Source organism: Streptomyces sp. NRRL F-6676 (assembly GCF_000725625.1).
GTDB lineage: Bacteria > Actinomycetota > Actinomycetes > Streptomycetales > Streptomycetaceae > Streptomyces.
In genome coordinates this window covers 1-11,971 of sequence record NZ_JOHS01000040.1, presented here as the reverse complement: position 1 = coordinate 11,971, position 11,971 = coordinate 1, and the positions used below count along the sequence as shown (strand labels likewise).

Annotated in this window: 8 protein-coding genes; 2 read left to right on the top strand and 6 right to left on the bottom strand. The window is 72.5% G+C overall.

What is annotated here, in order from left to right:
- The first annotated feature begins 19 nt into the window (after positions 1-19).
- Positions 20-1,753, top strand: a complete 1,734-nt coding sequence (locus IO29_RS22555) for an ABC transporter ATP-binding protein (RefSeq protein ID WP_030383291.1) — start codon at positions 20-22, stop codon at positions 1,751-1,753.
- Positions 1,753-3,684 (top strand): ABC transporter ATP-binding protein, encoded by a 1,932-nt coding sequence (locus tag IO29_RS22550; RefSeq protein WP_030383290.1) that lies wholly within the window; start codon positions 1,753-1,755, stop codon positions 3,682-3,684. Before IO29_RS22555 ends, IO29_RS22550 begins: the two co-directional genes overlap by 1 nt.
- Positions 3,685-3,880: 196 nt before the next feature.
- Here the strand turns inward: IO29_RS22550 and IO29_RS22545 are convergent, their stop codons facing one another.
- The 6 genes from IO29_RS22545 to IO29_RS22520 all read right to left on the bottom strand — a co-directional run.
- The gene (locus IO29_RS22545) at positions 3,881-4,888 is read right to left on the bottom strand and encodes an RNA polymerase sigma factor (protein ID WP_324608195.1); all 1,008 of its coding nucleotides are present in this window, start codon (positions 4,886-4,888) and stop codon (positions 3,881-3,883) included.
- Positions 4,889-5,151: 263 nt separating this feature from the next.
- Complete coding sequence (dnaG, locus tag IO29_RS22540) at positions 5,152-7,062, bottom strand: DNA primase (protein WP_030383288.1); 1,911 nt, start codon at positions 7,060-7,062, stop codon at positions 5,152-5,154.
- Positions 7,063-7,288: 226 nt separating this feature from the next.
- Entirely contained in the window at positions 7,289-8,554 is a 1,266-nt protein-coding gene (locus IO29_RS22535; protein WP_030383287.1) for an NAD(P)/FAD-dependent oxidoreductase, read from the bottom strand.
- Between the two features lie 144 nt (positions 8,555-8,698).
- Positions 8,699-10,036 carry a deoxyguanosinetriphosphate triphosphohydrolase gene (locus IO29_RS22530; RefSeq protein ID WP_030383286.1) on the bottom strand — a complete coding sequence of 446 codons (1,338 nt, stop codon included), beginning with the start codon at positions 10,034-10,036 and terminating at the stop codon, positions 8,699-8,701.
- An 82-nt stretch (positions 10,037-10,118) separates the two neighbouring features.
- Complete coding sequence (locus tag IO29_RS22525) at positions 10,119-11,366, bottom strand: FAD-dependent oxidoreductase (RefSeq protein ID WP_051707654.1); 1,248 nt, start codon at positions 11,364-11,366, stop codon at positions 10,119-10,121.
- Between the two features lie 41 nt (positions 11,367-11,407).
- A partial coding sequence (locus IO29_RS22520; RefSeq protein WP_324608210.1) for a CbiX/SirB N-terminal domain-containing protein occupies positions 11,408-11,971 on the bottom strand: 564 nt, incomplete at its 5' end.

The following is an 11,971-nucleotide window of genomic DNA, read 5'->3' as shown; positions in this document are numbered from 1 at the left end:
ACGATCCGAGAGTTCCCGCGTGCTCATACGACTTCTCCGGGCCTATCTCAGGCCCTACCGGAAACCCATCGCGCTGCTGGTCCTGCTTCAGTTCTTGCAGACCTGCGCCTCCCTCTACCTGCCCACCCTGAACGCCGACATCATCGACAACGGCGTGGTCAAGGGCGACACGGGCTACATCCTGACCTCCGGCGCGCTGATGATCGGCATCTCGCTCGTCCAGGTCGTGTGCAATACGGGGGCCGTGTACTTCGGCGCCCGTACGGCGTCCGCGCTCGGCCGGGACGTACGGGCCGGGATCTTCGACCGGGTGCAGTCGTTCTCTGCGCGCGAGGTCGGCCAGTTCGGGGCGCCCTCGCTCATCACCCGCACCACCAACGACGTCCAGCAGGTGCAGATGCTGGCGCTGATGACGTTCACGCTGATGGTGTCGGCGCCGATCATGTGCGTGGGCGGCATCGTGATGGCGCTCGGCCTGGACGTGCCGCTGTCCGGGGTGCTGGTCGCGGTGGTCCCGGTGCTCGCCGTCTGCGTCACGCTGCTGGTGCGCCGGCTGCGTCCGCTGTTCCGGAGCATGCAGGTCCGCCTGGACACGGTGAACCGGGTGCTGCGCGAGCAGATCACCGGCAATCGCGTGATCCGCGCCTTCGTCCGCGACGACTACGAGAAGGAGCGGTTCGCCGGTGCCAACCGCGAGCTGACCGAGGTGTCGCTGGGCACCGGGCGCATCCTGGCGCTGATGTTCCCCATGGTGATGACCGTGGTGAACCTCTCCTCGATCGCCGTGCTCTGGTTCGGCGCGCACCGCATCGACAGCGGCGGCATGCAGATCGGCGACCTGACCGCGTTCCTCGCCTATCTGATGCAGATCGTGATGTCCGTGATGATGGCCACCTTCATGTTCATGATGGTGCCGCGCGCGGAGGTCTGCGCCGAGCGCATCCAGGAGGTGCTGAACACCTCCAGCAGCGTGGTCCCGCCGCTCGCCCCGGTCCTCGAACTGCGCCGGCACGGGCATCTGGAGCTGCGCGGCGCGGGCTTCCGCTACCCGGGCGCCGAGGAGCCGGTGCTGCGCCACGTCGACCTGGTCGCCCGGCCGGGCGAGACCACCGCCGTCATCGGCTCCACCGGCAGCGGCAAGTCGACGCTGCTGGGCCTGGTCCCCCGGCTGTTCGACGCCACCGACGGCGAGGTCCTCGTCGACGGCGTCGACGTGCGGGAGATCGATCCGAAGGTGATCGCGAAGACCGTCGGCATGGTGCCGCAGAAGCCGTATCTGTTCGCGGGGACGGTCGCCACCAACCTGCGCTACGGCAACCCGGACGCGACCGACGAGGAGCTGTGGCACGCCCTGGAGGTGGCGCAGGCCAAGGGCTTCGTCAGCGAACTGGAGGGCGGCCTCGACGCGCCGATCGCGCAGGGCGGCACCAATGTGTCGGGCGGTCAGCGCCAGCGCCTGGCCATCGCCCGCACCCTCGTGCAGCGCCCGGAGATCTACCTCTTCGACGACTCCTTCTCCGCGCTCGACTACGCCACCGACGCGGCCCTGCGCGCGGCGCTCGCCCGCGAGACCGCCGAGGCGACCGTGGTGATCGTCGCCCAGCGGGTGGCGACCATCCGCGACGCCGACCGGATCCTGGTCCTGGACGAGGGCCGGGTCGTCGGCGCCGGACGCCACCACGAACTGATGGCGGACAACGAGACCTACCGGGAGATCGTGCTCTCCCAGCTCACGGAAGCGGAGGCTGCCTGATGGCCGGGCCCATGGGGCGGATGGCGGCCGGACGGGGCGCCCCCGACCAGCGATCGATGGACTTCAAGGGATCGGGCAAACGGCTCCTCGCCCAGTTCCGTCCCGAGCGCGCCACGATGCTGGTGATGCTGGCGTGCGGTGTGCTCAGCGTGGCCCTGTCGGTGGTCGGGCCGAAGATCCTCGGCAAGGCGACCGACCTGGTGTTCGCCGGCATCATCGGACGGCAGATGCCCTCCGGCGCCACCAGGGAACAGGTGCTCGACTCGATGCGGAAGCGCGGCGACGGCGACGTCGCCGACATGCTCTCCGGTACCGACTTCACCCCGGGCAAGGGCATCGACTTCGGCGCCGTGGGCAACGTCCTGCTGCTCGCGCTCGGCACGTTCCTGGTGGCCGGGCTGCTGATGGCGGTGTCCACGCGGCTGTCCAACCGGGCCATCAACCTGACGGTGTCCCGGCTGCGCAGGGACGTGCAGGAGAAGATGTCGCGGCTGCCGCTGTCGTACTTCGACAAGCGCCAGCGCGGCGAGGTGCTCAGCCGCGCCACCAACGACATCGACAACATCGGGCAGACGCTCCAGCAGTCGATGGGCCAGCTCGTCAACTCACTGCTGACCATCGTCGGCGTGCTGGTGATGATGTTCTACGTCTCCTGGATCCTGGCCCTGGTGGCGCTGGTCACCGTGCCGCTGTCGTTCGTCGTCGCCACCCGCGTCGGCAAGCGGTCGCAGCCGCACTTCGTGCAGCAGTGGCGCACGACGGGCAAGCTCAACGCGCACATCGAGGAGATGTACACCGGGCACACCCTCGTCAAGGTGTTCGGGCGGCAGGAGGAGTCGGCGAAGGCGTTCGCCGAGCAGAACGACGAGCTGTACCAGGCGGGGTTCAAGGCGCAGTTCAACAGCGGGATCATGCAGCCGCTGATGATGTTCGTCTCCAACCTGAACTACGTCCTGGTCGCCGTCGTCGGCGGGCTGCGGGTGGCCACGGGTTCGCTGTCCATCGGTGACGTGCAGGCGTTCATCCAGTACTCGCGGCAGTTCTCGATGCCGCTGACGCAGGTCGCCTCGATGGCCAACCTGGTGCAGTCCGGCGTCGCCTCGGCCGAACGGATCTTCGAGCTGCTCGACGCGGAGGAGCAGAGCGTGGACCCCGTGCCCGGCGAGAAGCCGGCGGAGCTGCGCGGGCGGGTCGCCCTGGAGCACGTCTCCTTCCGCTACGACCCCGACAAGCCGCTCATCGAGGACCTGTCGCTGGAGGCCGAGCCGGGCCACACGGTCGCCATCGTCGGCCCGACCGGCGCCGGCAAGACCACGCTCGTCAATCTGCTGATGCGGTTCTACGACGTCACCGGCGGGCGGATCACGCTCGACGGGGTCGACATCGCGAAGATGTCCCGCGACGAACTGCGCGCGGGCATCGGCATGGTGCTCCAGGACACCTGGCTGTTCGGCGGCACGATCGCGGAGAACATCGCCTACGGGGCCGCGCGCGAGGTGACGCGCGGGGAGATCGAGGAGGCGGCGCGGGCGGCGCATGCGGACCGGTTCGTGCGGACGTTGCCGGACGGGTACGACACGGTGATCGACGACGAGGGGACGGGGGTCAGCGCGGGTGAGAAGCAGCTCATCACGATCGCGCGGGCGTTCCTCTCCGACCCGGTGATCCTCGTGCTGGACGAGGCGACGTCGTCCGTGGACACGCGGACGGAGGTGCTGATCCAGAAGGCGATGGCGAAGCTGGCGGCGGGGCGGACGTCGTTCGTGATCGCGCACCGGTTGTCCACGATCCGGGACGCGGACACGATCCTGGTGATGGAGAACGGTTCCATCGTGGAGCAGGGCTCCCATGACGTGCTCCTCGCCACGGGGGGCGCGTACGCCCGCCTGTACCGGGCGCAGTTCGCCCAGGCGGTGGCGGAGGTGGACTGAGGGGGGTCCTTGCGGGGGTGCGTGGGGGCTGGGGGATTTTTTCCTCGCCCCCGCCGCCCCTACCCGTCCCGTCCTCAAGGGGCTCCGCCCCTTTGACCCCGGACGGGGCTTCGCCCCGTGCGCAGTTCCCCGCGCCCCTGAAGGGACGCGGGGCTGTGTCGATCTGCGGCTCCGCCGCGTGGGCGCAACCGTTGCGTCAGTCCAGGTAGCCGCGGAGTTGGTCGGCGTAGGTGTGGTCGCGGAGTTTGTTCAGGGTCTTGGACTCGATCTGGCGGATCCGCTCGCGCGTGACGCCGAAGATGCGGCCTATCTCCTCCAGCGTGCGCGGGCGGCCGTCCGCCAGGCCGTACCGGAGCTGCACCACCTTCCGCTCCCGCTCCCCGAGCGTCGACAGCACCGCGTCCAGATGCTCCCGCAGCAGCAGGAACGCCGCCGACTCCACGGGGCTCGCGGCGTCGCCGTCCTCGATGAGGTCGCCGAGCGCGACGTCCTCCTCCTCGCCCACCGGCGCGTGCAGCGACACCGGTTCCTGGGCGAGCCGCAGCACCTCCCCCACCCGCTCCGGCGGCAGGTCGAGATGGGCGGCGACCTCCTCCGCCGTCGGCTCGTACCCCCGCTCCTGCAACATCCGCCGCTGCACCCGCACCACCCGGTTGATCAGCTCGACGACGTGCACCGGCACGCGGATCGTACGGGCCTGGTCGGCCAGGGCGCGGGACATGGCCTGACGGATCCACCAGGTCGCGTACGTGGAGAACTTGTAGCCGCGCGCGTAGTCGAACTTCTCCACCGCGCGGATCAGCCCGAGGTTGCCCTCCTGCACCAGGTCGAGCATGGTCAGCCCGCGCCCGACGTACCGCTTGGCGACGGAGACGACGAGGCGCAGATTGGCCTCGATCAGCCGGCGCTTGGCCATCCGGCCCCGGACGACCAGTTTGTCGAGGTCGAGGGCGAGCCGGCTGTCCAGGTCGAGGGCGGAGCGGAGCTTCTCCTCGGCGAACAGCCCGGCCTCGACCCGGCGGGCGAGGTCCACCTCCTCGGCCGCGGTGAGCAGCGGGATACGGCCGATCTCGCGCAGATACTGACGGAACAGATCGGAGGAGGGCCCCCCGGAGCCACCCGTGTCGGCCCGGCCGCGCGGCGGCTCGACGGGCACCACCGCCGCCACCGCACCGCCCGTCGCACCGCCCGTCGCGTCGGCCATCGCACCGTCTGTCGCGCCGTCTGTCGCGCCGTCTGTCTGCGTGAGGGTCTGCGTCTGCACGGGGGCGACCTCCGGATGAGTCGCTGCGCGGGGGCGTACGGGATCCGTGGGGTGCGGGCCGGCCGCGCTCCGAGGACTTGAGGCACCGCCCCCAGTGTGGGGTACGACACATCTCCGCCACGAGGGGCGTGCGGTGACTTTTTGCGTCCGGTCCGTGACCCGTCGGTTACCGGCAGGGGGCGGGAGCTACGGGCGGCCCGCCCTCACAGCGCCGCCGCGCCGCCCGCCCGCAGCGCCTGGTCGTACTGCTGGAGCACCCACAGTTCGTTCTGCACGGCGCTCAACTGCGCCGGGTCGCCGTGCGCGGTGAGGCGGGTGAGCTGGCTCTGGATGTCGCGCACCCGCCGCTCGACCGCGCGGCGGCGCACCGTGACCAGCTGCTCGCCCGCGTAGTGCTCGTCCACCGTGCGGCGCAGGATCGCCTCGACGGCCAGCTCGGTGACCATCGAGCGGACCACGTCGTCGGGGGCCGCCTCGCGTACCCGGAGCAGGTACTCCTGCGGGTCCCGCACCCCCTGCTCGACGCCGCCCGCCTCCTGGATCGCCTCGCGGACGGCCGCGTAGGGCGGCGCGGTGAACTCGTCGGTGCCGTACGCGTCGAACGCCGGGGAGACCAGTTCGGGCCGCTGGAGCGCGAGTTTGAGCAGCTCGCGCTCGGTGGCGTAGACGGGGTTGCGCAGGGTGAGCGCGGGGCCGCGCGGTCCCGACCGGGCCGGTCCCGCGGCGTACTGCTGCTGCGGGCGCCGGTCGGCGGCGGGTGCCGGGCCCCGGCCGCCGCGCTCACGGGCCCAGCGGGCGAGCTGGCCGACGCGGCGGACGACGAACTGGGTGTCGAGGATGCCGAGCAGCCCGGCGAGCTGCACGGCGACCTCGTGCTGCGCGCCGCTGTTCTTGATGCGGGCCACGATCGGCGCCGCCTCGTCGAGCGCGGCGGCGCGGCCCGCCGGGGTGTCGAGGTCGTAGCGGCCGACGATCTGGCGCAGCGCGAACTCGAACAGCGGGGTGCGGGGTTCGGCCAGCTCGGCGACCGCCTCGTCGCCCTTGGCCAGCCGCAGGTCGCAGGGGTCCATGCCGTCGGGCGCGATGGCGATGTACGTCTCGGCGGCGAACTTCTGGTCGTCCTCGAAGGCGCGCAGGGCGGCCTTCTGGCCGGCCGCGTCGCCGTCGAAGGTGAAGATCACGCGGGCCGAGCCGTTGTCCATGAGCAGCCGGCGCAGGATCTTGATGTGCTCGCCGCCGAACGCGGTGCCGCAGGTGGCGATGGCGGTGGTCACGCCGGCGAGGTGGCAGGCCATGACGTCGGTGTAGCCCTCGACGACCACGGCCCGGGAGGCCTTCGCGATGTCCTTCTTGGCGAGGTCGATGCCGTAGAGGACCTGGGACTTGCGGTAGATCGGGGTGTCGGGCGTGTTGAGGTACTTCGGGCCGTTGTCCGCCTCGTAGAGCTTGCGGGCGCCGAAGCCGACGACGTCGCCGCCGATGTCCCGGATCGGCCACATCAGCCGGCCCCGGAAGCGGTCGATGGGGCCCCGGCGGCCCTCCTGGGCGAGGCCGGAGAGGAGGAGTTCCTTGTCGGTGAAGCCCTTGCCGCGCAGGTAGCGGGTGAGGTGGTCCCAGCCCTGGGGGCTGTAGCCGACGCCGAAGTGGACGGCGGCGGCCTGGTCGAAGCCGCGTTCGGCGAGGAAGGTGCGGCCGGTGTCGGCCTCCGGGTGCGTGCCGAGCTGTTCGGCGTACCACTGGGCGGCCAGTTTGTGCGCCTCGACCAGGCGGATCCGCTCGCCGCGCTGGTGGGAGGGGTTGTAGCCGCCCTCCTCGTAGCGCAGGGTGATGCCGGCCTGGGCCGCGAGCCGTTCGACCGCCTCGGAGAACGAGAGGTGGTCGATCTTCATCACGAAGGTGAGGGTGTCGCCGCCCTCCTGGCAGCCGAAGCAGTGGAAGAGTCCCTTGCTCGGGCTGACCTGGAAGGACGGCGACTTCTCGTCGTGGAAGGGGCACAGCCCCTTGAGGTTGCCGCCGCCGGCGTTGCGCAGCTGGAGGTACTCGGACACGACGGCGTCGATGGGAACCGCGTCCCGGACCGCCTTCACGTCCTCGTCATTGATCCGTCCTGCCACGCGTGAATTCTAGGTCCTGTCGTCACAGTCCTGTCGTCCGCCCGCAGGGCGGGCCTCGCGGCGTCAGGTGCGTGCTCTCGTCGTGCCGGGCCCAGGCCCTCGTACTGGACCGTACTTGGGTCTGGGCCCGGTGCGGCGAGAGTGCGTGCATGGCGTCGTGAGGCAGACGGGACTGTGACGACAGGGCCTGTGGTGGCCCACCGACAGCTCCCGCCGCTCCCGCTGCTCAGGTGAGAAGGCTCTCCAAGGGCGTGTGCGGGTCGGCCAGCGCCTCCGTGTCCACGGGGGTGCCGCTGGTGATCAGGTTCTGGATCGGCCCGGTGACGTCCCACACATTGACGTTCATCCCGGCGAGCACCCGCCCCTCCTTGACCCAGAACGCGATGAACTGCCGCTTCCCGGCGTCGCCGCGCAGCACCACCTGGTCGTAGGAGCCGGGCGGGGCCCAGCCGGAGTACTCCATGCCGACGTCGTACTGGTCGGAGAAGAAGTAGGGCACCCGGTCGTAGACGCTCTCCTTGCCGAGCATCGCCCGCGCGGCGGCCGGGCCGCCGTTGAGGGCGTTGGCCCAGTGCTCGACGCGCAGCCGGGTACCGAACAGGGCGTGCGGGAAGGACGCCACGTCGCCGGCGGCGTGGATGTCGGGGTCGGAGGTGCGCAGCCGTTCGTCGACGACGACTCCCCCGCCGTGGGCGCGGTCGGCGATCTCCAGGCCGGCCGCCTCGGCGAGCGAGGTGCGGGGCGCGGCGCCGATCGCGGCGAGCACGTCGTGCGCCGGGTGCTCCTCGCCGTCGTCGGTGCGGGCGGCCAGCACCATGCCGTCCTGGCCGACGATCTCGGTGAGCCTGGCGCCGAAGTGGAAGCGGACGCCGTGCTCGCGGTGGAGTTCGGCGTAGACGTTGCCGAGCTCGGGGCCGAGCACGCCGTGCAGCGGGCTGGCGGAGGGTTCGACGACGGTGACCTCGGCGCCGTACTCGCGGGCGGCCGCCGCGACCTCCAGGCCGATCCAGCCGGCGCCGGCGATCACCAGGTGGCCGTTGTCCCGGCCGAGCGCGGTCAGCGTGCCCTTGAGCCGCTCGGCGTGGGCGAGCCGGCGCAGATGGTGGACGCCGGCCAGGTCCGTGCCGGGGATGTCCAGGCGGCGGGGTTCGGCGCCGGTGGCGAGGAGCAGCTTGTCGTAGTGCACGACGGTGCCGTCGTCGCCGTAGCGGACGCACTTGGCGGCGCGGTCGACCGCGACGACGGTCTGGCCGAGGTGGAGTTCGATGTCGTTGCGCGCGTACCAGGCGGGCTCGTGGACGAAGACGCTGTCGCGTTCCTCCTTGCCGAGCAGGAAGCCCTTGGAGAGCGCCGGGCGCTCGTAGGGGTGGTCGCGCTCGTCACAGATCAGTATCACCCGCCCGGTGAACCCCTCCGCACGGAGCGCCTCGGCCGCCTTGGCCCCGGCCAGGCCTCCTCCGACGATGACGAACGTCTGATCCGCGTCGACCACTTGATGCCTCCTCGTAAGGATGTCGCCACATGCGAGCCTCCCGCACGCGGCCCGGTGCGGGAAGAGGGGGTGGCCCGATCGGCGCACGCCGGGCCGCCCCGGCGCGCCTTTCCCGCCACCCCCTCCCCACCCGTCGGCCCATGATCACACCCGCCCGGTCAGCCGCGCGTGCAGCGAGCGCGCCGAGGCGTCGGTGAGTGAGGCGATCTGGTCGACGACGGCCCGCTTGCGGGCGCGGTCGTCGGCCGCCTCCTCGAACAGCGCCCGGAACTGGGGGTCGAGCCCGTCGGGCGCGCGGGCGGTGAGCGCGTCCGCCAGTTCGGCGACGACGACCCGTTGGTCGGCGCGGAGCCGCTCCTGCTCGGCGCGCTGCATGACGTACCGGTCGGCGACCGCCTTGAGGACCGCGCACTCGTGGCGGATGCCGGGCGGTACGACCAGTTCGGCGCCGTAGCGGGTGTGCCGCCCGGAGCCGTACGCGGCCCGGGTGGCGCCCTCGGCGGCCAGGCAGAAGCGGCCGATGAGCTGGCTGGTGGCGTCCTTGAGGCGGGCCTGGGCGATCGCCGAGCCGTCGTAGCCGTGCGGCCACCAGTCCTGGGCGAGGAGGCGGTCGAGGGCCTCGGCGAGTGCCGCCGGATCGGTGTCCGGGGGGACGTAGCGGCGCCGGGCGACGGCGAAGATCTCCTGCCGCTCGGTGTCGTCGCGCAGGGTGCGGGGGTCGATGTGGCCGGCGTGCAGGCCGTCCTCGACGTCGTGCACCGAGTAGGCCACGTCGTCGGACCAGTCCATGACCTGGGCCTCGAAGCAGCTGCGGTCGCCGGGGGCGCCCTCGCGGACCCAGTCGAAGACGGGGCGGTCGTCCTCGTACACCCCGAACTTGGGCGAGGCCGGATCGCGGGGGTGGGCGCCGCGCGGCCAGGGGTACTTGGCGGCGGCGTCCAGGGCGGCGCGGGTGAGGTTGAGGCCGACGCCGACGAGGGCGCCGGTGGCGGGGTCGGGGGCGAACCGCTTGGGTTCGATGCGGGTGAGCAGACGCAGCGACTGGGCGTTGCCCTCGAAGCCGCCGCAGTCCTCGGCGAAAGCGTTGAGCGCCTGTTCGCCGTTGTGCCCGAAGGGCGGATGCCCCAGGTCGTGCGAGAGGCAGGCGGCCTCGACGAGGTCGGGGTCGCAGCCGAGGGCGGCGCCCAGCTCGCGGCCGACCTGGGCGCACTCCAGGGAGTGCGTCAGCCGCGTACGGGGGCTGGCGTCCCAGTCGGAGCCCGTGGTGCCGGGGGTGACGACCTGGGTCTTGCCGGCCAGCCTGCGCAGCGCGGCGGAGTGCAGGACGCGTGCGCGGTCGCGCTGGAAGGCCGTGCGCCCGGGGCGCTTGTCGGGCTCGGGGGCCCAGCGCTCCACCGCCGCCGCGTCGTACCCGCCACGCGTGGCGTACTGCTCGTACGGCCGACGCGGGACGGCGCCCGCGCCGGATGCGGTTCCTTCCATGGGTACGACAGTAGACGCCACCACTGACAGTGCCGGGTCCGGTCGGGCGCGACGGGGGTGTCGGCGCCGTCGCGGCGCCCGTTCACGTCATGCGCCGGGCCCCCGTTCCGGTGCGGGGTGCGGCGGGGCGCTGGTTGAGCATCCAGTGGCTGAACGCGGCGTAGTGCCGTGCGAACTCCCGCGGGGTGGGCGCGTGTTCCACCGCGGCGGACAGCTCGGCGACGTGGGCGTACCGGGGGATGCGGTCGGCCTCGTACGCGGCGAGCGCGGCCGGAATGTCGACGGCGGGGATGTCGACGGCGGGGGCGTCGTCGGTCGGGACGCCGCCGGTAGGGACGCCGTCGGTAGGGACGCCGTCGTCGGTGCCGGCGAGGAGACGGCCGAGCAGGGCGGCGTCCTCGATGCCCAGCGTCGCACCGGCGGTGATGTGCGGGGACATGGCGTGGGCGGCGTCCCCGGCCAGCGCGACCCGGGCGGAGACCCAGCGGGGCAGCGGCGGCACCCGCGTGATCCGGTGGTGCAGTATCGCCTCGTCGGGTGTCGCCGCGATCAGCGCGGACAGGACGCCGCCGCCTCCCGGCTCCTCCAGGCGGGCGGCGCGGGCCATGGCCTGCTCCTTCGGTGTGCCGGTCGGCGGGGGCGAGTCGAACTGGTTGACGAGCCAGTAGACGCTTCCGTCGTACGTGCGGACGTAGCCGCCCCGGCAGCGGTCGCCGCCCAGGATCAGCCGGTCCCCGGGGACGGTGACGCCGCCGGGCGGAATGACCGCGCGCCAGGCGTGGTGACCGGCGTGTTCCCGCGCCGGGGTGCCCGGCACGAGCCGGGCGCGCACGGCGGAGTACGCGCCGTCCGCCCCGACGAGCACGTCGGCGTCCTCGGTGCCGCCGTCGGACAGCCGGACCGTCACCCGGTCCGCGTGCTCCTCGTACGCCTCGAAAGCGGTGCCCGGACGGATGTTCGCCCGCCCCACGGCGTCGGCGAGCAGATCGTTGAGCTTCGCGCGGTGGACGAGCAGGTACCGGCGGTCCCCGGGGCCGAACTCCGGTGTGTCGAGCAGCCTTCCGGCCGGGTCGTGGAAGCGCATCTCGGTGGGCGCGCCGATGGCGCGCACCTGGTCGCCGACGGCGAGCGCGTTGAAGACCGCCAGCGCGTTCGCCCACAGTCCGAGCGAGGCCCCGGCCGCGCGGATCTCCGGTGCGCGTTCACAGACCACGACGTCGAACCCTGCGTGGCGCAGCGCGAGCCCGGTCGTCAGGCCGACGATCCCGGCGCCGATCACCACGGCGCGTTTCGTGGGCGGGCGGGAGTGCGGGCGGGGGTGGATGTTCATGCGCGTGTTCCTTCCGTCGTCGCGGGTGTGCGCGATCGACGTTAGGAACGGTGGCCGATTGACACCAGTGCAACCTTGGCAGGGACTCTTTTCGCTGCATGGAATCGGGGTGGCGGGCCGGTCGGGGTGGCGGCTTGGGCCAGTGCCTCGTCGTAGCGGTGCAGGACGAGGCGGGCCATCGCGGGGTGGGCGCCGAGCGGGGCGGCGGCGAGCCACGGGGCGGCCGCGGCGCACTCCGTGTGGAAGCGGCCGGGTGCGGTGAAGTACGAGGCGACGGCGACCCGGTCGCGGCCCCGGGCGGCCAGTGCGCGTACGGCGGCGGGGACGGTGGGGGTGGCGGCGGAGGCGTAGGCGGGGACGACGGGGACGCCGAGGCGGTCGGCGAGGAGGGCGGCGGTGCGGGTGGTGTCGACGGCGGCGTGCGGGTCGCGGGAGCCGGCGGCGGCGAGGACGACGGCGGTGCGGTGGCGGAGGGCGGCGTCCGGCTCGGCCCGCCAGCCGGCCTCCAGGAGGCGGGTGTGCAGGGTGTCGACGAGGAGGGGGTGGGGGCCGAGGGGGGCGGCGACGAGGGTGGGGGCGCGTGTCTGGTGGGCGGCGGTGGGGAT

Coding starts and splice junctions, on each gene's coding strand:
- IO29_RS22545 (WP_324608195.1), bottom strand. CDS start 4,888: ATGGCCGACGCGACGGGCGGTGCGACGGGCGGTGCGGTGGCGGCGGTG.
- IO29_RS22525 (WP_051707654.1), bottom strand. CDS start 11,366: ATGAACATCCACCCCCGCCCGCACTCCCGCCCGCCCACGAAACGCGCC.
- IO29_RS22530 (WP_030383286.1), bottom strand. CDS start 10,036: ATGGAAGGAACCGCATCCGGCGCGGGCGCCGTCCCGCGTCGGCCGTAC.
- IO29_RS22550 (WP_030383290.1), top strand. CDS start 1,753: ATGGCCGGGCCCATGGGGCGGATGGCGGCCGGACGGGGCGCCCCCGAC.